19 protein-coding genes are annotated in these 19,866 nt (G+C 74.6%); 7 read left to right on the plus strand and 12 right to left on the minus strand.

The window, feature by feature from the left end; genetic code table 11:
• Nucleotides 1–78: 78 nt before the first annotated feature.
• On the minus strand, nt 79–348 hold the full coding sequence (locus A2U95_RS02445; RefSeq protein WP_166020591.1) for a DUF6158 family protein: 270 nt from the start codon (nt 346–348) through the stop codon (nt 79–81).
• A gap of 78 nt (nt 349–426) precedes the next feature.
• On the opposite strand from A2U95_RS02445, the gene A2U95_RS02450 reads away from it, so the two are divergent.
• A complete protein-coding gene (locus A2U95_RS02450) occupies nt 427–1,545 on the plus strand; it encodes a baeRF2 domain-containing protein (RefSeq protein WP_166020592.1) in 1,119 nt (372 codons plus the stop codon).
• A 160-nt stretch (nt 1,546–1,705) separates the two neighbouring features.
• Here A2U95_RS02450 and A2U95_RS02455 read toward each other — a convergent pair whose 3' ends face one another.
• The gene (locus A2U95_RS02455; RefSeq protein ID WP_166020593.1) at nt 1,706–3,325 is read right to left on the minus strand and encodes an ABC-F family ATP-binding cassette domain-containing protein; all 1,620 of its coding nucleotides are present in this window, start codon (nt 3,323–3,325) and stop codon (nt 1,706–1,708) included.
• Nucleotides 3,326–3,378: 53 nt separating this feature from the next.
• Nucleotides 3,379–4,035: a histidine phosphatase family protein gene (locus tag A2U95_RS02460; protein ID WP_166020594.1), complete on the minus strand. Its 657-nt coding sequence runs from the start codon at nt 4,033–4,035 to the stop codon at nt 3,379–3,381.
• Between the two features lie 190 nt (nt 4,036–4,225).
• Here A2U95_RS02460 and A2U95_RS02465 point away from each other — a divergent pair, with 190 nt between their 5' ends.
• Nucleotides 4,226–5,719, plus strand: a complete 1,494-nt coding sequence (locus A2U95_RS02465) for a bifunctional phosphatase PAP2/diacylglycerol kinase family protein (RefSeq protein ID WP_166024720.1) — start codon at nt 4,226–4,228, stop codon at nt 5,717–5,719.
• A 155-nt stretch (nt 5,720–5,874) separates the two neighbouring features.
• On the plus strand, nt 5,875–6,696 hold the full coding sequence (locus A2U95_RS02470) for a methyltransferase domain-containing protein (RefSeq protein WP_166020595.1): 822 nt from the start codon (nt 5,875–5,877) through the stop codon (nt 6,694–6,696).
• A gap of 52 nt (nt 6,697–6,748) precedes the next feature.
• On the opposite strand, the gene A2U95_RS02475 is transcribed toward A2U95_RS02470, so the two are convergent.
• The 8 genes from A2U95_RS02475 to A2U95_RS02510 form a co-directional block, all read right to left on the minus strand.
• On the minus strand, nt 6,749–7,441 hold the full coding sequence (locus A2U95_RS02475) for a GvpL/GvpF family gas vesicle protein (RefSeq protein WP_166020596.1): 693 nt from the start codon (nt 7,439–7,441) through the stop codon (nt 6,749–6,751).
• A 166-nt stretch (nt 7,442–7,607) separates the two neighbouring features.
• Nucleotides 7,608–7,940, minus strand: coding sequence for a hypothetical protein (locus A2U95_RS02480; RefSeq protein ID WP_166020597.1), 333 nt, complete (start codon nt 7,938–7,940; stop codon nt 7,608–7,610).
• Nucleotides 7,937–8,191 (minus strand): gas vesicle protein GvpG, encoded by a 255-nt coding sequence (locus A2U95_RS02485; protein WP_166020598.1) that lies wholly within the window; start codon nt 8,189–8,191, stop codon nt 7,937–7,939. The genes A2U95_RS02480 and A2U95_RS02485 overlap by 4 nt, the downstream gene beginning before the upstream one ends.
• Before the next feature lie 4 nt (nt 8,192–8,195).
• Entirely contained in the window at nt 8,196–8,972 is a 777-nt protein-coding gene (locus A2U95_RS02490; RefSeq protein ID WP_166020599.1) for a GvpL/GvpF family gas vesicle protein, read from the minus strand.
• Nucleotides 8,969–9,370: a gas vesicle structural protein GvpA gene (locus A2U95_RS02495; protein ID WP_166020600.1), complete on the minus strand. Its 402-nt coding sequence runs from the start codon at nt 9,368–9,370 to the stop codon at nt 8,969–8,971. Before A2U95_RS02495 ends, A2U95_RS02490 begins: the two co-directional genes overlap by 4 nt.
• 105 nt (nt 9,371–9,475) lie before the next feature.
• Complete coding sequence (locus A2U95_RS02500) at nt 9,476–9,814, minus strand: gas vesicle protein GvpO (RefSeq protein WP_166020601.1); 339 nt, start codon at nt 9,812–9,814, stop codon at nt 9,476–9,478.
• A gap of 164 nt (nt 9,815–9,978) precedes the next feature.
• Nucleotides 9,979–11,856 carry a transketolase gene (locus A2U95_RS02505; protein WP_166020602.1) on the minus strand — a complete coding sequence of 626 codons (1,878 nt, stop codon included), beginning with the start codon at nt 11,854–11,856 and terminating at the stop codon, nt 9,979–9,981.
• 589 nt (nt 11,857–12,445) lie between these two features.
• A complete protein-coding gene (locus tag A2U95_RS02510) occupies nt 12,446–12,994 on the minus strand; it encodes a GNAT family N-acetyltransferase (RefSeq protein ID WP_166020603.1) in 549 nt (182 codons plus the stop codon).
• Nucleotides 12,995–13,482: 488 nt separating this feature from the next.
• On the opposite strand from A2U95_RS02510, the gene A2U95_RS02515 reads away from it, so the two are divergent.
• On the plus strand, nt 13,483–13,986 hold the full coding sequence (locus tag A2U95_RS02515) for a GNAT family N-acetyltransferase (RefSeq protein ID WP_420856946.1): 504 nt from the start codon (nt 13,483–13,485) through the stop codon (nt 13,984–13,986).
• On the opposite strand, the gene A2U95_RS02520 is transcribed toward A2U95_RS02515, so the two are convergent.
• The gene (locus A2U95_RS02520) at nt 13,947–14,555 is read right to left on the minus strand and encodes a HEAT repeat domain-containing protein (RefSeq protein WP_420856947.1); all 609 of its coding nucleotides are present in this window, start codon (nt 14,553–14,555) and stop codon (nt 13,947–13,949) included. The two genes, A2U95_RS02515 and A2U95_RS02520, sit on opposite strands and share 40 nt — an antisense overlap.
• 356 nt (nt 14,556–14,911) lie before the next feature.
• Between A2U95_RS02520 and A2U95_RS02525 the strand changes: the two genes are divergently transcribed.
• The 3 genes from A2U95_RS02525 to ccrA all read left to right on the plus strand — a co-directional run bounded on the left by A2U95_RS02525 (nt 14,912) and on the right by ccrA (nt 19,864).
• A complete protein-coding gene (locus A2U95_RS02525) occupies nt 14,912–16,726 on the plus strand; it encodes a 3-hydroxyacyl-CoA dehydrogenase family protein (protein WP_166020605.1) in 1,815 nt (604 codons plus the stop codon).
• 184 nt (nt 16,727–16,910) lie between these two features.
• Nucleotides 16,911–17,747 (plus strand): TetR family transcriptional regulator, encoded by an 837-nt coding sequence (locus A2U95_RS02530; RefSeq protein WP_240957172.1) that lies wholly within the window; start codon nt 16,911–16,913, stop codon nt 17,745–17,747.
• A gap of 779 nt (nt 17,748–18,526) precedes the next feature.
• Entirely contained in the window at nt 18,527–19,864 is a 1,338-nt protein-coding gene (gene ccrA, locus A2U95_RS02535; protein ID WP_206282936.1) for a crotonyl-CoA carboxylase/reductase, read from the plus strand.
• Nucleotides 19,865–19,866 lie beyond the last annotated feature (2 nt).

The following is a 19,866-nucleotide window of genomic DNA, read 5'->3' on the forward strand; positions in this document are numbered from 1 at the left end:
GAAGGGCGGACCCCCCCCGGGGGGGGTCCGCCCTTCCTCACGTCCGTCGCCCGCCGGGGGCCGCGTGCGGGGCGTCGCTCAGTCCCGCGCCTGCCCCGGGTCCCGCTCCCGCGCTCCCTCCCGGGTGCGCCCGGCGGAGACCGGCCGTCGTGGATGGCGGCGCAGGTACTCGCCCTCCAGCTGCGCCATCCGCTCGTTGTGGGTGCGCAGCGCGTCGCTGGACCCGTGCAGCAGCGTGTCGTGACGCGTGCGGTGGATGGTCTCGAGTTCCTTCATCAGCTGCTGGTCGTCCAGCCGGTCCGGTTCGACTCCTGCCATGGCGGCACCCCGTTCCTCGTGTTCCTTCATGGGGCACGGGTACCCGCCTGGGACACGGATCCGACGCACGAGAAAGACAACCACCCGACCGACACCGGACGCGGAACCATGGATCTCGCATTTCTTCAGCCCCTGTACGAGCGCCGAGGCCCGTGGGCCTCGGTCTACGTGGACACCTCGCGCCACACCCAGGACACGCCGCGCGAGCGGCGCCTGATGGCTCAGGCGGTCGCCCGTGAACTGGCCTCGCAAGGCGCGGACGAGGCCACCTGCGAGGCGGTGCGGACGGCGGTCGACGAGCTTCAGCACTCCACCGAGCCGCACGGGCGGGCGCTGTTCGCCCACGACGGCGAGGTGGTGCTCGACCCGTCGCTGGCCCGGGCCCCGCAACGGGAGAGCATCGCCGTGTGGGCGCCGCTGCCGCACGTCTCGCCGCTGCTGAACCTGCTGGGCGAGGACCCCACCTGCCTGGTGGTCTACGTCTCGCGCCGCGGCGCCGACCTGGAGCTGCGCAGCGCGCTGGGCAGTTCGGACGCCGGTGAGGTGGTCGGCCGGCAGTGGCCGCTGCACCGCACGGCGTCGTCCGACTGGTCGGAGCGGCACTTCCAGCTGGCGGTGGAGAACACCTGGGACCAGAACGCGGCGGAGATCGCCCGCGAGGCGGCCTCCTGCCAGGAGGAGACCCGGGCGGACCTGGTGATCCTGGTCGGCGAGGACCGGGACCGGCGGGCCGTGCGGGAGCACCTCCCCCCGCCGGTGCGGGAGTGCACCGTGGAGGCCTCGCACGGGAGCGGGAGCCGCCTGCTGGACGACGAGGTGGAGGAACTGCGCGCCACCCACGAGCGGCAGAAGGCGGAGGCCGACCTGGGCAGGTTCCTGGCCGCGCGCGGGCGGGACCGGCAGGGCGGGGCGGGGGCGGTCGAGGGCGTGCCGGCGCTGGTGGAGGCCGCGCAGGAGCACCGGATCGACGAGCTGCTGGTCAACCTGGACGGGCCGGACGCGCACCGTCAGATCTGGATCGGCGAGGAGCCGGACCAGCTGGCCGTGCGGCGCACCGACCTGAGGATCCTGGGCGAGCAGCACTCGTGGGCGGCGCGGGCCGACGACGCGTTGCTGCGGTCCGTGGTCGCGACGGGGGCGCCCGCGATCTCGGTGGATCCGGCGCTGGACGACGACTCCCCGGTGGTACCGGTGGGCGGCCTCGGCGCGCTCCTGCGCTGGGCGTGACCCCGCGGCGGGCTCCCCGTGAGCGGCGGCCCCGCCCCGGGGAGCGCGCGGGCCGGGCACCGGGACCACGGGCCGCCCCGTTCCGCCCGCGAGCCGGCGTCCTGCGAGCCGGCGTCCTGCGAGCCGGCTCGCGCACGCGGCGGCGTTCCGCGCGCCGGGGTCAGCGGACGCGGTCCACCCGGCGTTCGTCCCAGACCGGCTCCGCCGTCTCGCGGACCCGCCCGTCGCTGCCGAACACCAGGAACCGGTCGAAGGAACGGGCGAACCACCGGTCGTGGGTGACCGCCAGCACCGTGCCGTCGAACGCCTCCAGTCCTTCCTGCAGCGCCTCCGCCGATTCCAGGTCGAGGTTGTCCGTCGGCTCGTCCAGCAGCAGCGCCGTGACACCCTGCAGTTCCAGCAGCAGGATCTGGAAGCGGGCCTGCTGTCCGCCGGAGAGACGGTCGAAGGTCTGCTCCGCCTGCCGGGTGAGTTCGTACCGCCGCAGGCGCGACATCGCCGCCCCGCGGTCCTGGGAGTGCTCGGTCCACAGGATGTCGAGCAGCGTCCGCCCCAGCAGCTCGGGATGGGCGTGGGTCTGGGCGAAGTGCCCGGGCACCACCCGCGCGCCCAGCTTCCACGCGCCGGTGTGGGCGACGTCCTCCCCCGCCAGCAGCCGCAGGAAGTGCGACTTGCCGGAGCCGTTGGAGCCGAGCACGGCGACCCGTTCGCCGTAGAAGACCTCCAGGTCGAAGGGCTTCATCAGGCCCGTGAGCTCGAGCCCCTCGCAGGTCAGGGCCCGCACACCGGTGCGCCCGCCCTTGAGCCGCATGGTGATCTCCTGCTCGCGCGGCGGCTCAGGCGGCGGCCCGGCCTCCTCGAACTTGCGCAGCCGGGTCTGCGCGGCGGCGTAGCGGGAGGCCATGTCGTGGCTGACCGAGGCCGCCTGCCGCAGGTTGACGACGAGCTTCTTCAGCTGCTCGTGCTTCTCGTCCCAGCGCCGCCGCAGTTCCTCGAAGCGGGCGAACCGCTCCCGCCGGGCCTCGTGGTAGGTGCCGAAGCCGCCGCCGTGCACCCAGGCGTCGGCGCCGGCCGGACCGGGCTCCACGCTGACGATCTTCTGCGCGGCGCGCGAGAGCAGCTCCCGGTCGTGGGAGACGAACAGCACCGTCTTGCGGGTCTCGGCGAGGCGCTCCTCCAGCCACCGCTTGCCCGGCACGTCGAGGTAGTTGTCCGGCTCGTCGAGCAGCAGCACCTCGTCCGTGCCGCGCAGCAGGGCCTCCAGGACCAGCCGCTTCTGCTCACCGCCGGAGAGGGTGCGCACCTGCCGCCACTGCGCCTTGTCGTAGGGCACGCCGAGCGCGGCGGTGGTGCAGATGTCCCAGAGGATCTCCGCCTCGTAGCCGCCGGCCTCGCCCCAGTCGGCGAGGGCCTGCGCGTAACGCATCTGCGCGGCCTCGTCGTCGTGGGTCATCATGGCCAGCTCGGCCTCGTCGACGGCCTCGGCGGCGGCCCTGACGCGCGGCACGGAGACCGACACCAGCAGGTCGCGCACGGTGGTCTCGTCGCGCACCGAGCCGACGAACTGGCGCATCACGCCGAGTCCGCCCTGCACGGTGACGGTGCCGCCGTGCGGCTTGAGCTCGCCGGAGATCAGCCGCAGCAGCGTGGTCTTGCCCGCGCCGTTCGGTCCGACCAGCGCGACGACCGCGCCCTCGCCCACCCGGAAGGAGACGTCGCCGAGCAGGGCTCGGCCGTCGGGCAGGTGGTACTCGAGGTGCGCGGCTTCCAGGTATCCCATGGGCAGGCATTGTCCGGGTCCGTGCCCGACCGGGGCAAACCGTTATCCCGCCCTCACTCCACGGGACGGCCGGTGGGGCCGCTCCCCGCGTCCGGCCCGGTGGCGGAGACCACGGCGCCGGCCCAGGACAGCGCCTTCCAGCCGTCCTGCGGGGAACCCTCCAGGACCACCACGCCGGTGTTCTCCAGCGGATGGGAGGCGGCGAACTCCACGTCCACGTTGTCGGCGCGGGCGGCGGTCCAGGTGCGGATGGCGGCGCCGTGGCTGAGGAAGGCGACGACGTCGGCGCCCAGGGCGGACGCCTCCTCGACGACGGCGTCGTAGCGGCCGAGCATCTCCACCCCGTCCTCCCCGCCGGGCATGCGCCGGGTGACCTGGCCGGCCGCCCAGGAGAACGCGATCTCCATGTAGCGCAGCCCGCGCCCGCTGTGGCCTGACTCGCCCTCGAACTCGCCGGCGGTGATCTCACGGATGCCGTCGCGGACCCTGATCTCCAGCCCGAGCTTGCGGGCCAGCGGCCGTGCGGTGAGCTGGGTGCGCACCAGGGTGGAGGCGAAGAGGGCGGTGATGTCCTCCCCGTGCAGGGCGTCCGGAAGCGCCTGGGCCTGCCGCTCGCCCAGCTCGGTCAGCGGGGGGCCGGGGACGCGGGTGTCGAGGACGTCCCGCGCGTTGGGCGGGATCTGGCCGTGGCGGATGAGCAGCAGGCGCATGCGGGTTCCGTTCCTTCCGCTCGACGGCGCGCTCCGCGAGCCGTGTCGTGCCGGGTTCCCTCATGCGGGCGTCCGTGCACCTGGGGCGGCCCGGCGGGACGGCCGCGCGCGGGACGGGACGGACGCGCGTGCGGCGTGCCTGCGGCGGGAAGCCTCCCCCGGCGGGTACTCGTCGAGGATGACGCGTGACATGGGTGTGGGCGGGCGCTTCGGCGCCCGGGAATCGTGCGGAACGGCCAGGGGGGTGCTGCAACGCGTGCTGGACGCGGACCGCGGCGTGTTCGAGACGGTGGCCAGGCGGCACTGGCCGGGAGCCGACGCACTGCTGCCGAGACTGAGCCGGGCCGCCAACCACGGCGTCCTCTGGTTCGCCGTGGCGGGCGCGATCGCCGCCTCCCGCACCCCGCGGGCCCGGCGGGCCGCCCTGCGCGGCGTCGGTTCGCTCGCCCTGGCGTCGGCCGCCATCAACACGGTCGGCAAGAGGTCCGTGCGCCGTGCCCGCCCGTTGCTGGACGTGGTGCCGCTGGTGCGGCGGCTGGAGAAGCAGCCGCACACCACTTCGTTCCCCTCCGGCCACTCCGCCTCCGCGGCGGCCTTCGCGACGGGGGTGGCGCTGGAGTCCCCCGGCTGGGGTGCCGCGGTGGCCCCGCTGGCCGGGGCGGTGGCCCTCTCCCGGGTCTACACGGGCGTGCACTACCCCATGGACGTGCTGGTGGGAGCGGCCCTCGGAGTGGGCGCCGCCTTCACGGCGCGGGCCTTGGTGCCCACCCGCGACCAGGCCAGGCCTCCGGCCCGTCCACGGGCCGAGGCGCCCGCGCTGCCGCACGGCGCGGGGCTGATCATGGTGGTGAACAGCGCCTCCGGAAGCTCCGAGCGGGCACTGGCCCTCCGTGCCGCGCTGCCCCTGGCGAAGATCGTGGAGTGCGAGCCGCAGGCCCTGGAGGACGAACTCGAGCGCGCCGCGTCACTGGCCCGGGTGCTGGGCGTGTGCGGCGGCGACGGAACGGTCAACGCGGCCGCCCGGATCGCCCTGCGGCACGACCTGCCGCTGGCCGTCCTGCCCGGCGGGACGCTCAACCACTTCGCCTACGACCTCGGGGTCGAGGACGTCCGCGGCCTCGCCCGGGCGCTGGAACGCGGCGACGCCGTCCGCGTGGACGTGGGCATGTTCAGCACCGAGCAGCGGCGCGGCATCTTCCTCAACACCTGCAGCCTGGGCGTCTACCCGGAGCTGGTGCGCGAGCGGGAACGGTGGGCGGGCCGGATCGGCGGCTGGCCGGCCGGGCTGCTGTCGGCGGTGCGGGTGCTGCGGGCCGACCGCCATCCCCTGGAGGCCCGTTTCCAGGGCCGCACCCATCCGCTGTGGCTGCTCTTCGCGGGCAACGGCACGTACCACCGGATGGGCGTGATGTCCGGCCGGCGGACGGACCTGGCCGACGGGCAGCTGGACGTCCGGGTGGTGCACGGCGGCCGGTGGCCCGCCGTGCGGCTGCTCTCCGCGGCACTGGCCGGCCCGCTGACCCGCTCCCCCGCGCACGCCGCGGTGCAGGTGCCGCACCTGCACATGGAACACGTCTCCCCCGGCACCCTGCTGGCCTACGACGGCGAGGTGACCCACGTGCGGGGCGCGGTGACGCTGCGGAAGCTGCCGCGCGCCCTGACGGTCTACCGCCCCGTGCCCTGAGCCGTCCCGGGTGCGCGCCGGGCGCACGCGCCGGCCGCGGAGCACCGGGCCCCGGACATCGGCCCGACCGCATCATGAGACGGATATCTCATGATGCGGTCGGGCCGGGGTAGCGTGGCGCCCGTCGGCACGGTTCTTCGCCAAGGGGGCGCGGCATGGGCAGAACTCGGGAGACAGCGGTCTACACGCACGGGCACGGCGAGGCGGTGCTGCGCTCGCACCGCTGGCGGACGGCCGCCAACTCGGCGGCGTACCTGATGGGGTCGCTCCGGCCGGGGATGCGGGTGCTGGACGTCGGCTGCGGACCGGGGACCCTCACCGCCGACCTGGCGGAGCTGGTGCCGGGCGGCGTGGTCGTCGGTCTGGAACGCGCCCCGGGGGTGCTGGCCGACGCCCGCGCCGAGGCCGCGCGGCGGGGCACGGGGAACGTGGAGTTCGCGGTGGGGGACGTGCACGCGTTGCCCTGCCCGGACGGCGCGTTCGACGTGGTCCACGCCCACCAGGTGCTCCAGCACGTGGGCGATCCGGTGGCCGCGCTGCGGGAGATGCGGCGGGTGACCCGCCCGGGCGGGCTGGTGGCGGCGCGGGACTCCGACTACGGCGCGATGCGCTGGACGCCCGCCTGCGCCGGACTGGACGAGTGGCGGGCGGTCTACCGCCGGACGGCGCGCGCCAACGGCGGGGAGCCCGACGCGGGGCGCTTCCTGGCCGGCTGGGCCCGCGGGGCGGGGTTCGACGAGGTCGTCGTCTCCTCGTCGGAGTGGGTCTACCGCGACGCGGAGGACCGTGCCTGGTGGAGCGGCATGTGGGCGGACCGCACCCTGGCGCCCGGCTACGCGGACCGGGTGCGGGAGCTGGACCTGGCCGACGCGCAGGCGCTGGAGGCGGTGGCGGCCGCCTGGCGGGAGTGGGGGCGCCTGCCGCAGGGGCGGTTCACGGTCCCCCACCGGGAGATCCTCTGCCGCCGTACGGCCTGAGGACCCGCAGGCGGGTGTCCCGGCCCGCCGCGGTCCCGGTGCCGGAGCGGACTCACCGGCCTCCGCCGAGTTCTCCGAACGAGTACGGCGCCCAGGGGCCGGTGAGGTGGACCCGCACCCCGCCCTCCGGCAGGACCTCACGGGCCTTGTCGACCGTTTCGACGAAGCCTCCGGACTGCCGGCGCGGCACCAGGTAGGCGGCGTCGAGGAGGTTGCGCCCCCAGGCGCGCTCCTCGTCGTCGGTGACCTTGAGGATGCGGGGCGGGTGCAGCCGGCTCTCCTCGGCGGCGGCGCGCAGTTCCTCGTGCAGGCGGGCGGCGAGGCGTTCGGCCTCCTCGGCGCCCCGCTCGTCCCCCAGGTAGACGCGGACGCTCCACTCGACCCGGCCCGCCAGCCGGTCGAGGACGGCCCGGATCTCGGCGGCGTGGGTCTCCAGCAGGACGCGCACGGCGCTGTCGTCGGGCAGCACGGTGGCGAACCGCAGCGGCAGCGGGGTGGTGACGGTGGTGAGGGCGTCGATCACCTGCTCGTGCGCCCTGGCCGTCGCGGTCAGCCACTCCGGGTCCTCCAGGCGGTGCCGCAGCGGCCCCTCGTCGAACTCGTCGGCCGGGACAGTGCTCACCACGGCCACCAGGCCCTGGTGGTGGACGGCCGTGGGCGGGCAGCCGGCCACACCGCCCAACTGGGCCTGCAGCGCCGCCTCGAACGGGCGGCAGACCGCGTAGACGTACCGCAGTCCGCTCATGGTCACTCCTTCTCGCCGTGGGGCCGGGCGGGGACCCGGGCGGGCCGGGCGTGCGGTCCGTGCGCGAGGCCCGTACCTCCACCCTGCCCGAGCCCGGGCCGCCGCTCCAGTTCCCCCGCCCGGGACATCCGTCCCGGAGGGCGGCGAGCGGCGGCCGGCGGGGCTCTCAGGCCGGCTCGATCTCCTGGCGGCCGGTCCGCCCGACGGGGAACTCGTCCTCGTCGGGGTCCGTGTCACCGTGCTTCCCGCCGGCGTCGTCCGCGCCGCGGGCGAACATCTTGCGGAGCGTCGAGTCGTCCCACCAGGCCGTGGCGGCGCCGGCCGTGCGGACGCCCTCCATCAGCAGCCGCCGCCCCTGGCCGGCCAGGTAGGCGCGGGGCTCCTCCCGGCCGGCCAGCACGATGGCGACGGCGATCACGAGCGGCAGCGTCCGGGTACGCCCGACGACGTAGCCCGCGGTGGCCGCGAGTCCGAGTTCCCAGCGCTGGGCGGCGTTCATCCGAAGCCTCCCCGCTGCTGCACACCGGCCGCGGTCTCCAGCCGCTCGAGCAGTTCGTCCTCACGCCGGTCGAACTCCTCCTCGTCGATCTCGCCTGCTTCCAACTGCTCCTCCAGACTCGCCAGTTCGGCGCGGATCGTGGCGGGGTCGTAATAGATGCGCTCGGCCTCGCGCATGACCTGGCGGATCACCCAGGCGCTGCCGCGCACCGGCGCGAGCGGCAGCAGCAGCACCTCGGAGAGGAGTCCCACCGCGTCACTCCACGGCCGCGCCGGCCGCCTGCCCCGCGCCCTCCGGCGCGTGGTCGGCGGGGCCGGGCTCCACGAAGCTGTAGGGCGGCAGCGGCCCGTTGACGCGGAGCTGGACGTGCGGGTTCTCCTCGCGGAACCGCTCGACGGCGCCGAGGAACTCCTCCGCGGAGTCGGCGGCCACCAGGAAGGACAGGTTGGTGATCCAGCCGGTGGACTCGGCTCCGGTGGCCACGGCCGTGGCCGTGGGCTCCAGCGCCTGCTGGAGGAGTGCCGCGTCCACGCCCTCGCGGGCCTTGATCGCGGACACCACCATCTCGCCGAGCTTCAGCTTGTCGTCGTGGCTGCCTCCGCCGGCCTGGCGGTTGGCCTCGGCCATGGCGCGCAGTTCGGCGTCCTCGCCCATCACCACGTGGAGCACGGCCTGCTCGTCGTGGTTGGCCTTGACGTTGTACTCCGCCTTGCCCTCCAGGGCGCGCAGACGCTCCGCGTAGTGGCCGGCGCGTTCCGCGAGCACCCGGCGGACGGCGTCGTCGTCGGGCGCGACGTTGCCGAAGCGCATCGGCAGCACGCAGCCGCCGGCGCCGGCCTCGGCGAGGATCGTCTGGTGGGCGAGCAGGTCACGCCGCTTGGGACGCAGGTCCTCGGGCGCGTCGCCCGCCACCGCGACCAGGTCGCCCTCCTTGAGGAGCCGGACCGGGTTCGGCGGATCGCCGACCCCGCCCATGCCCTCGGGCAGCGACGGGTGGGACGCCGAGGCGATCCCGTAGACGTAGGTGCTCACTCCTTCTCCTCCTTACGCCGCGCGGACGCGGGCTCCTTGCGCTCCTCGCGGCCCTGCCGGAAGGCGTCGGATATGGTCTCGGCGGCTCCGGAGAGCGCCCCCTTGGACTTGCCGCGGGCGCCGGACTCGGTCATCTCGCCGACCAGGTCGGGCAGCCCGGGGTTCTTGCGCGGACCGGACTCCAGGTCGAGGCGGTTGCAGGCCTCGGCGAAGCGCAGGTACGTGTCCACGCTGGCGACGACGACACGGATGTCGATCTTCAGGATTTCGATGCCGACCAGGGAGACGCGCACGAACGCGTCGATCACGAGGCCCCGGTCGAGGACGAGTTCGAGAACGTCGTAGAGGCCGCTGCTGCCGCCGCCACCACCGCTCTGCTGTGCCGGTACAACCGTCACGGGTGCTCCTCACTGTTCCGGGCATGCCTGACCGCCGTCGCGGGCAGGCCTGCCCTGTCACGGGAAGTCGGGCGGACGTGTACGTAGGACTCCTGGGCCGCCTCGTCAGCGGCGGCCGCTGTCCGAACGTCCGCGTTCGTAACGCCGGATGCGCTTGTAGCCGGTGAGCATGCCGTCCGGGTCCAGGTCGACCTTGTAGGTCGACAGGAGGCTCATCGTGTCGGGGACGCGCTCGAGTTCGAGCACCTCCACCTCCAGCGACCAGCCGTCCTCGGTCCTCTCGAAGGACGACACCGACTCGGCGGCCATCCCCGTCAGCTCCTCGAGCTGGGCCCGCGCCTCACGCAGCACTTCGGTGGGGCGCGGACGGCGCTGATCCGGTTCCTTCTGCTCGGTGTTCTCGGTGTTCTCGGTTTCTGTTTCCTGCTTCGGTGTATTCGTCATGGCCACCTCTGTGAGTGCGGATGACCGGTGACCCTGACGGCAAACCTCCCGATGCGCACCGACCGGCCTCTTCTGCGTCCTTCCCGTGACGGCTTCGCGGACCGCCCTTCACGGACGGGTCGGACCCGTGCGGGTCCGGCCACGGCGTACCGGCGCCACCGGCGTCAGGCGGGCACGCCCTGCCCGGTCAGGAGCCGCACGGACGCGGCGATCGACCGCGCGTCGATGCCCGCCTCGCGCAGCTGCTCCTCGGGGCTCGCCGACCCCGGCATGGAGCGCACCCCCAGCCTCACCAGGCGCGGCACGGGGGACCCGTCGGTGAAGGCCGAGGCGACGGCGTCGCCGATGCCGCCCTCCTCGTGGTGGTCCTCCACGGTGAGCAGGCACCCGGTCTCCGCGGCGGCCCGGCGCAGGGTCTCCTCGTCGACCGGCTTCACGGAGTACAGGTCGACCACGCGCACCGCGATGCCCTCCGCCGCCAGCTCGTCCGCGGCCGCCAGCGCCTCGTGGACGGTGACGCCGGCCGCGACCAGGGTGAGCCGGTCCTCGCCGGAGGAGCGCAGCACCTTGCTGCCGCCGACCGGGAACTCCTCGTCGGGCCCGTAGAGCACCGGGTTCTTGCCGCGCGAGGTGCGCAGGTAGCGGATGCCCGTGAGGTCGGCCATGGCGGCGACCAGCCGGGCGGTCTGGTGGGCGTCGCACGGGTACAGCACGGTCGAGCCGTGCACCGCGCGGAACATCGCGAGGTCCTCCAGGCCCATCTGCGAGGGACCGTCCTGGCCGATGGACACGCCCGCGTGCGAGCCGACCACGTTGACGCCGGACCCGCTGACCGCCGCCATCCGCACGAAGTCGTGGGCGCGGCTGAGGAACGCCGCGAACGACGAGGCGTAGGGCACCCAGCCCCGGGCGGCCAGCCCCACGGCGGAGGCGATCATCTGCTGTTCGGCGATGTAGCACTCGAAGAACCGCTCCGGGTGCTCCTTGGCGAAGGCCTCGGCCCGGGTGGAGTCGCTCACCTCGCCGTCCAGGGCGACGACGTCGTCGCGGGCGGTGCCGAGCGCGGCGAGGGCCGCGCCGTAGGCGTCCCGGGTGGCGACCTCCTCGCCCTCGCTCCAGCGCGGCAGCTCCGGCGTGCCGGTGCGCGCGGCGGGCCGGGCGCCGGCTTCCCAGGGCTCGCGGACCTGGATCCGCAGGTCGCGTTCGCCGCCCAGTTCGGCGATCGCCCCCTCCGCGTCCTTGATCGGCTTTCCGTGCAGGCCCTCCTTGTCCTCGGCCGCCGCCACGCCGCGCCCCTTGAGGGTGCGGGCCAGCACCACCGCGGGCTGCCCGACGGTGGAGCTCGCCTCGCCCAGCGCCCGTTCGACCGCCTCGACGTCGTGGCCGTCCACCTCGACGGTGTGCCAGCCGAACGCCTTGAACCGCCGCGCGTAGGCGTCCAGGTCGTGGCCGTGGCGGGTTTCGCCGCGCTGTCCCAGCCGGTTGACGTCGACGATCGCGGTGAGGTTGTCCAGGTGCTCGAACGAGGCCTGCTCGGCGGCCTCCCACACGGACCCCTCGGCCAGTTCGCTGTCGCCGCACAGCACCCACACCCGGTACGGGGCCCGCTCCAGCCGCTTGCCGGACAGGGCGATGCCCACGCCGACGGGCAGGCCCTGGCCGAGCGAGCCGGTGGCGGTCTCCACCCAGGGCAGCCGGCGCGGCGTGGGGTGGCCCTCCAGACGGCTGCCGTGCTCGCGGAAGGTGAGGAGTTCCTGGTCGTCGATGGCCCCGACGGCCTTGTACGCCGCGTAGAGCAGCGGTGACGCGTGCCCCTTGGAGAGCACGAAGCGGTCGTTGCCGGGGTCGCCGGGGTTGCCGAAGTCGTAGCGCAGGTGGCGGGCGAGCAGCACGGCCATCAGGTCGGCCGCGGACATCGAGGAGGTCGGGTGGCCCGACCCGGCGGCCGCGGCGGCGCGCACGCTGTCCACCCTCAGCTGTTGTCCCAGTTCGGCGAGGCGGGCGAGTTCGGCGTTGTCGGGAGCTCGGTCGTCGGTGTGCATGGGTCCCCTCGGGATCGCGTTCCGCGTGACCCCCTCCGCGTCCCCCCGGCCCGGTGGCCGAAACGGCCCCGGGCCCACACCGGCGGCTCCGCACCGGGCGGCCCGCTCCAGGGGCCGCGCCGGGCAGCCCGCACCAGGGGCCGCGCCGGGGCTCGCTCCGGGGGCGCGTCCGGAAGTCGTGGCGGCCCGGCAGCGGCTCGTCGGGGGAGCTCGCGTCCGGCGGGCCGGTGGACCAGGGATGCGGTCCGGCCGCCGGGGGCGGGCAGCACGGTCGCGCGGAGGCGGTCGTCCTCGACGGCGACCGCCTCCGCCGGCCGTGGTGCGCGGTGGCGGTCGCGGCCGTCGCGGACGCGTTCCGGGAGCAGTCCGGTGAGCGGGCGCGCCCCGTCCGCCGGGCCGTGCCGCGCGACAGGCCCTGGCGGTCGCGCTCCCCGGCCCGGTGCGCCTCGTCCGGCGGTTCCAACGGCGGCAGCGGGTTGCCGGGGCCCGGCTCGGCGGCGGGCGGCGTCAGCACCTCACGGCGGGCGGCCGTCACCCGGCCGTGGGAGCGGGAGGGCGCCGGTCGCGCCAGGGGCCGGCGGCCTCGCCTTCAGCCCCGGACCGTCTCCGCGGTGATCGCCCAGCGCTCGTGGTCGCGCCACGCGCCGTCGACGAAGAGCATGCGCGGGGAGTAGCCCTCCTTGGCGAAACCGGCGCGGCGGGCCAGGGCGATGGAACGGGCGTTGCCGGGCTGGACGTTGATCTCCAGCCGGTGGAGGTTCAGCGGCGGCGCGAAGGCGTACCGGACGAGGGCGTTCAACGCCTCGGTCATCAGGCCGCGGCCGGCGGCGTGCGCGAACGCGCCGTAGCCGAGGGCTCCGCAGCGGAAGGCGCCGTGGACGATGTTGTTGATGTTCACGTACCCGGCGAGGGCGCCGCCGTCGGCGCGGTCGCAGATCAGGTACCCCTCCTTGTCCGGGCTCTCGATCAGCCGGGTCGCGTACTGCAGGTACGCGGAGGGACTGTCCGGGGGGAAGAGCCAGGGACGGTGCAGTTCCCGGCTCTCGCGGGCACGGGCGGTGAACTCCGCCTCGTCGGCGAGGGTGAAGGGGCGCAGGCCGATCCGGTCGGTCACGGCAAGGTAGGACACCTCGGGCATGAAGATCACCCTACCGCCGCGGCCGGCGCGCCCCCGGTCCCGCGCGCCCCCGGCCGGCCGGGCGACCGGCCGGGACCGGAGCCGGAGCGCCCTTCCCGGCCGGCGGGCGGAACGGACGTGCCCCGCCGGCGGGGCACGGGCCGGAACGTGCGCGGGAGCGCGTCTGGCCCCTCCCCCGCCCCTGAGGCGTCCCGCGCGGGCGCGGCCGGCCGACGGCGCCCGCGCGGGACACGCCGCGCCGCCCGGGTGACGCCCCGAAGGGGCGCGGGGAACCGCGCGAACACCTGCCACGAGAGGGGCGCGGGGAACCGCGCGAACACCTGCCACGAGCCTGCCGCACCCGGCGGCACACGGTTTTTCGTACCGGGGTCGCCGGGGCCCCGGGCGGAGCCCCGGTCTTCCGGAGGACCCGAACGAAGTCAGGGAGGTGAAGGGGCGGAGTTCGAAAATCCCCGGGGCACCGGAGCCGGGGACGGCAGGATGGGCGCGTGATCAGGGAGATGAGGGTCGCGGACTGCGCCCGCGTGGCGGAGATACGCGTCGCCGGGTGGCGGCACGCCTACCGGGGCCTGGTCCCCCAGCCGTACCTGGACCGGATGGACCCCGTCGCCGCCGCGCGGTGGCACCGGGAGCTGCTCACCGGCGCCGGCCCCGGCGTCGTCAACCTCGTCGCCGAGCACGACGGCCGGGTCGCCGGGTGGGCCTGCCTGGGCCCGAACCGCGGCCCCGAGCCCGGCTCCGAGCTGTACGCCCTCTACGTGGACCCCGACCGCCACCGCACCGGCCTCGGCAGCGCCCTGCTGCGCCGCTGCCTGCCCGCCGGGGAAACCGTCCACGTCTGGGTGGTGAGCGGCGACGTCCCCGCCCTCCGGTTCTACGCGCACCACGGCTTCGCCCCCGACGGCGCGCGGGAGCCGTTCGCCGTGGACGGCGTCGAGGTACCCGAGGTCCGCTACGTCCTCTCCTCCCCGGGCGTGTCGCCGAGCGCCTGAAGCGCGGCGCCGGCGGCCGCGGCCAGGTCCTCGCGGCCGGAGGCGAGGGCGCGTTCCAGCACCGGGCGCCCCCGCGGGTCCCCCAGTCCGCCGAGTCCCTCGACGCAGGCCAGCGCCACCTCCCGGTGCGGGTCCCGGTCCGACGCCAGCCGCCGCTCCAGCACCGTCACCAGCGCCGGCACCGCCTCCGGCGCACGCAGCGCCACCAGCAGCCGGACCGGGTGGAGCGCGTACCCGACGCGCAGTTCGTTGGTGGCGAGCGCCGCCGCGGCCCGCCCGGTGCGCGGATCGCCCAGCCGCGACAGGGCGTAGGCCGCCGAGGCGCACCGCGGCGGGTCCCGGTGGTTGAGCAGCAGCACCAGCGGCTCGAACGCCCGCCCGTCCCCCGCGAGTCCGAGCCGGAACGCCGCCAGTTCCCGCGCCCACAACGGGTGTCCCGGCTCGCCGAGCACCTCCGCGAGCTCCTCCGGGCCGGCCTCCGACGCCAGCCGCCGGTGGGCGAACCCGCCTCCCGACTCGGACCGCAACCGGTCGTCCAGCAGGGCGAGTTGACCCTCGTCGTCGTCCACCCGGCCAAGCCTACGCAAATCACCCCCTCGCATGGGAGCCGGATCACACATCCCGATGCCCCGCACGGTCTGGCGCGCTCACTACTCACCGGTTAAGCTCATTCGAGCGAGCCACCCCTCGCACCCCTCGCAGCGGCCTGGTGACGCAGCCGCCGCGAGCGCAGTCGGTTCGGTACCGCGGTACCGCAGCACGCCCCGTACGCCCCGGTTCCGGGACAGGACCGGTCGGCACGGGCGCGGAGACCGGCGGACCGCCGCCGGCCCGCCCGCTCCCGCTCCTCCTCCGCACGCCCGTAGGCCCTCGCCGCCGCCGGTGTGCCTTCCAGCCGTCACCTCACGCCTTCATGGAGTCCGTCATGGCCGCTCCCTCTTCCCTGTCCCGCTCCGACAGCGCCTCCGCCCTCCGCACCGTCGCCGTGGTGGGCCTCGGCACCATGGGCTCGGGCATCGCCGAGCTCCTGGCCCGGGCCGGCCGCGAGGTCGTCGGCATCGACATCAGTCCGGAGGCCGCCGCCCGCGCCGCCGCCTCGCTGGAGACCTCCACCGCCCGTTCCGTCGCCAAGGGGAAGCTGACGGAGGCGGAGCGCGAGCAGGTCGTCGGCCGGCTGCGCACCTCCGCCGACCTCGCCGACGCCGCCGGCGCCGACCTGGTGATCGAGGTGGCCCCGGAGTCGTACGACGTCAAGCAGCGGATCTTCCGCGCCCTGGACGACATCGTCCGCCCGGACGCCATCCTGGCCACCGGCACCAACGCCCTGTCGGTGACCCGGCTGGCCGCCGACTCGGCGCGCCCCGAGCGGGTGCTGGGCCTGCACTTCTTCAACCCGGCCCCCGCGATGAAGCTGGTCGAGGTGGTCTCCTCGGTGCTCACCGCCCCGGGCGCGGTCGCCGCCGTCACCGACCTGGCGGTCGAACTGGGCAAGGAGCCGGTGAAGGTGGGCGACCGGCCCGGTTTCGTCGCCGACGGCCTGCTGTTCGGCTACCTCAACCAGGCCGCCGCGATGTACGAGTCCCGGTACGCCTCCCGTGAGGACATCGACGCGGCGATGCGTTTCGGCTGCGGCCTGCCGATGGGGCCGCTGGCCCTGCTGGACCTGATCGGCGTCGACACCGCGCGCACCGTGCTGGAGGCGATGTACCAGGAGTCCCGCGACCGGCTGCACGCCCCCGCGCCGATCCTCCGCCAGCTCAGCGACGCCGGCCTCAACGGCCGCAAGTCGGGCCGGGGCTTCTACACCTACGAGGCTCCCGGCTCCGCCACCGTCGTCCCCGACGCGCTCACCCCGGGCCGCGGCGCGGACGCCGGCGCCGGCCGCCCCGTGCGCGCGGTGGGCGTGGCGGGCTCCGGCACCATGGCGTCCGGCATCGCCGAGGTCTTCGCCAAGGCCGGCTACGACGTCGTGCTGGCGGCGCGCAGCGAGGAGAAGGCGGTGGCGGCCAGGGCGCGGATCGGCAAGTCGCTGGCCCGGTCGGTGGACAAGGGCCGGATGACGGCCGAGGCGGCGGCGCAGGCCCTGGACCGGATCACGCCGGCCGGGACGTACGACGCCTTCGCCGACGTCGACCTGGCGGTGGAGGCCGTCGCCGAGGACCTCGAGGTCAAGCGGCAGCTGTTCGCCGCCCTGGACAAGGTCTGCAAGCCCGGCGCGGTGCTGGCCACGACCACCTCCTCGCTGCCGGTGGTGGCCTGCGCCCGGGCCACCTCCCGGCCGCAGGACGTGATCGGCATGCACTTCTTCAACCCGGCCCCCGCGATGAAGCTGGTCGAGGTGGTCCGCACGGTGCTGACCGACGACGACGTGCACGCCACCGTGCACGAGGTCTGCGCCAGGATCCGCAAGCACCCGGTGGACTGCGGGGACCGGGCCGGTTTCATCGTCAACGCGCTGCTGTTCCCGTACCTCAACAACGCGGTCAGGATGGTCCAGGACCACTACGCGACGCTGGACGACATCGACGCCGCGATGAAGCTCGGCGGCGGTTACCCGATGGGTCCGTTCGAACTGCTGGACGTCGTCGGCCTGGACGTCTCGCTGGCCATCCAGAAGGTGCTGCACCACGAGTTCCGCGACCCCGGCCTGGCCCCGGCGCCGCTCCTGGAGCACCTGGTGGCCGCGGGCTGCCTGGGCCGGAAGACGGGCCGCGGCTTCCGCGAACATGCCCGGCGCTGAGCCCCGCCCCCGCACCGGGCGCGCCCCGGGGGACGGGAAGTCCCCCGGGGACTGGGGCGGGCTCCTGGACCGGCCCGGCTTCCCCCCGCCCGGTCCGGTGGCGCCCGCCCCGGACGGCCCTCCCGGCGCTCCTGCGGCCGCACCGGGCCGGGGAAGCCCGGGACGTGCACACCGAGGTGCGCGGATGGAGTACGTTCAGGGCATGTCCCACCCCGCCAAGTCGACACGTACCCCCGCCGCGGCCGACGCCCCGGAGAGCACCGCGGGCAGCCGGGCGGCCGCCCAGCGGCTCAAGATGCGCCGTGAACTGGCGGCGGCGGCCATGGAGCTGTTCGCCACCAAGGGGTACGAGGCGACGACCGTCGACGAGATCGCCGCGGCCGCCGGCGTGGCCCGCCGCACCTTCTTCCGCCACTTCCGCTCCAAGGAGGAGGCGATCTTCCCGGACCACGACGACACCCTGGTCCGGGCCGAGGCCGTGCTGAAGGCCGCTCCGGCGCACGAGCACCCGCTGGACACGGTGTGCCGCGGCATCAAGGAGGTCATGCGGATGTACGCGGCCCACCCCGAGGTGTCGGTGGCCCGCTACAGGCTGACCCGCGAGGTGCCGACGCTGCGCGAGGCGGAGATCGCCTCGGTGGCCCGCTACGAGCGGCTGTTCACCCGCTACCTGCTGGGCCACTTCGACGAGAAGGCGCACGCCGACGACGCCAACGACGATCCGCTGCTCGCGGAGGTGGCCGCGTCCGCGGTCGTCACGGCGCACAACCACGTCCTGCGGCGCTGGCTGCGCGCGGACGGCCAGGGCGACGTGGAGCGGCAGCTCGACCACGCCTTCGCCATCGTCCGGCGGACGTTCGGCCGCGGCATCGGCGCGAGCCGGGAGGACGCCGGCGGGATCTCGCCGGACGCGGCGTCGGTCTCCGCCTCCGGCGAAGTGCTGGTCACCGTCGCCCGGGTCGACGCCCCGCTGGACGAGATCATGGACACCATCGAGAAGGCCCTGCGGGACCGCGCCTGAGCGCTCCCCGGGGCCTTCCCCGGCTTCCGCGGGGACCCGCGGAGGAAGCGGGGCGAGGGAGTGGGCCGCACGGAGCCGTCGTCGTGCCGGAGGCGGGCGCCACCCGCGCCGCCCGGCCCTGACCGCGGCGGCGTCCGCGTCCGCGCCGTGAAGGCCGCGAGGGCCGTGCGGGTCATCGTCCGCGCCGTGGGGCCGCGAGGGCCGTGCGGGTCATGAGGAGGGGCCGGCGACAGCGCGCGGGCCGGGTCCGGGGCGGCCGGTGGGGCGGCGGCGACCGGTGGGACGAGGGGTGGCACGGAGTGTCATCCACTTCCCCGTCCAGGAGCGCCGAGGACGATCCGCGACGAGCCCGGAGCGCCACGGCCGGCCTCCGGCGGCGATCGCCCGGACAGGCCTCTGACCACCGCTCACCTTGGAAATACTGATCGATCATCGATCGAGTCCCACCGTTCCGCCCGGCCTGATCGATCATCGCTCGTCTGTCGGGCAAATATTTCACCTGAGCGGAATTGCTGGCACTCAGTGCCTTGTCAACGGTCACACCGTGCCATACGTTGTGGGTGTCCGGACGGCCGGCGCACCGCGAACCCGAGGTGCGCCGGATGTTCCCGCGGGGCGCTGCCCCGCGCGTCCGGACGCCTGCGTCACAGGCATCCCCGCGCCACAACGCGCCGCCGCACCACCCGCCGAACCGACGGCACCCCATCGCAACAGCACCAGCACGACGTACCCTCTGCGCCCTCGAGCGGGCGCCCGTCGCCGGAGGCAACACCGTGACCGTGAAGGACATCCTGGACGCGATCCAGTCGCAGAACGCCTCGTCCGAGGACTTCGCCGCCATCCCGCTCCCCGAGTCGTACCGCGCGATCACCGTGCACAAGGACGAGACGGAGATGTTCGAAGGGCTCGCCACCCGGGACAAGGACCCGCGCAAGTCGCTGCACCTCGACGAGGTCCCGCTGCCCGAACTCGGCCCGGGCGAGGCCCTGGTGGCCGTGATGGCCTCCTCGGTCAACTACAACTCGGTGTGGACCTCCATCTTCGAGCCGCTGTCGACCTTCGGCTTCCTGGAGCGCTACGGCCGGGTCAGCGACCTGGCCAAGCGCCACGACCTGCCGTACCACATCATCGGCTCCGACCTGGCGGGCGTCGTCCTGCGCACCGGCCCGGGCGTCAACGCCTGGAACCCCGGTGACGAGGTCGTCGCGCACTGCCTGAGCGTCGAGCTGGAGTCCTCCGACGGCCACAACGACACCATGCTCGACCCGGAGCAGCGGATCTGGGGCTTCGAGACCAACTTCGGTGGCCTCGCCGAGATCGCCCTGGTCAAGTCGAACCAGCTGATGCCGAAGCCGGCGCACCTGTCCTGGGAGGAGGCCGCCTCCCCGGGCCTGGTGAACTCCACCGCCTACCGTCAGCTGGTCTCCACCAACGGCGCCGACATGAAGCAGGGCGACAACGTCCTGATCTGGGGCGCCAGCGGCGGCCTCGGCAGCTACGCCACCCAGTTCGCGCTGGCCGGCGGCGCCACCCCGATCTGCGTGGTCTCCTCCCCGGAGAAGGCGGAGATCTGCCGGAGCATGGGCGCCGAGCTGATCATCGACCGCGCGGCCGAGGACTACAGGTTCTGGAAGGACGAGAACACCCAGGACCCGAAGGAGTGGAAGCGCTTCGGCAAGCGCATCCGCGAGCTCACCGGCGGCGAGGACATCGACATCGTCTTCGAGCACCCCGGCAAGGAGACCTTCGGCGCCTCGGTCTTCGTCACCCGCAAGGGCGGCACCATCACCACCTGCGCCTCCACCTCGGGCTACATGCACCAGTACGACAACCGCTACCTGTGGATGTCGCTCAAGCGGATCATCGGCTCGCACTTCGCCAACTACCGCGAGGCGTGGGAGGCCAACCGCCTGATCGCCAAGGGCAAGATCCACCCGACGCTCTCCAGGACCTACAGCCTGGAGGACACCGGCCAGGCCACCTACGACGTCCACCGCAACCTGCACCAGGGCAAGGTCGGCGTGCTGTGCCTGGCCCCCGAGGAGGGCCTGGGCGTCCGCGACCACGAGATGCGCGCCCGGCACATCGACGCCATCAACCGCTTCCGGAACATCTGAGG

This window comes from Streptomyces chilikensis (assembly GCF_001642695.1).
Taxonomy (GTDB): domain Bacteria; phylum Actinomycetota; class Actinomycetes; order Streptomycetales; family Streptomycetaceae; genus Streptomyces; species Streptomyces chilikensis.

Coding starts and splice junctions, on each gene's coding strand:
- A2U95_RS02445 (WP_166020591.1), bottom strand. CDS start 348: ATGAAGGAACACGAGGAACGGGGTGCCGCCATGGCAGGAGTCGAACCG.
- A2U95_RS02450 (WP_166020592.1), top strand. CDS start 427: ATGGATCTCGCATTTCTTCAGCCCCTGTACGAGCGCCGAGGCCCGTGG.
- A2U95_RS02455 (WP_166020593.1), bottom strand. CDS start 3,325: ATGGGATACCTGGAAGCCGCGCACCTCGAGTACCACCTGCCCGACGGC.
- A2U95_RS02460 (WP_166020594.1), bottom strand. CDS start 4,035: ATGCGCCTGCTGCTCATCCGCCACGGCCAGATCCCGCCCAACGCGCGG.
- A2U95_RS02465 (WP_166024720.1), top strand. CDS start 4,226: ATGGGTGTGGGCGGGCGCTTCGGCGCCCGGGAATCGTGCGGAACGGCC.
- A2U95_RS02470 (WP_166020595.1), top strand. CDS start 5,875: ATGGGCAGAACTCGGGAGACAGCGGTCTACACGCACGGGCACGGCGAG.
- A2U95_RS02475 (WP_166020596.1), bottom strand. CDS start 7,441: ATGAGCGGACTGCGGTACGTCTACGCGGTCTGCCGCCCGTTCGAGGCG.
- A2U95_RS02480 (WP_166020597.1), bottom strand. CDS start 7,940: ATGAACGCCGCCCAGCGCTGGGAACTCGGACTCGCGGCCACCGCGGGC.
- A2U95_RS02500 (WP_166020601.1), bottom strand. CDS start 9,814: ATGACGAATACACCGAAGCAGGAAACAGAAACCGAGAACACCGAGAAC.
- A2U95_RS02505 (WP_166020602.1), bottom strand. CDS start 11,856: ATGCACACCGACGACCGAGCTCCCGACAACGCCGAACTCGCCCGCCTC.
- A2U95_RS02510 (WP_166020603.1), bottom strand. CDS start 12,994: ATGCCCGAGGTGTCCTACCTTGCCGTGACCGACCGGATCGGCCTGCGC.
- A2U95_RS02525 (WP_166020605.1), top strand. CDS start 14,912: ATGGCCGCTCCCTCTTCCCTGTCCCGCTCCGACAGCGCCTCCGCCCTC.
- A2U95_RS02530 (WP_240957172.1), top strand. CDS start 16,911: ATGGAGTACGTTCAGGGCATGTCCCACCCCGCCAAGTCGACACGTACC.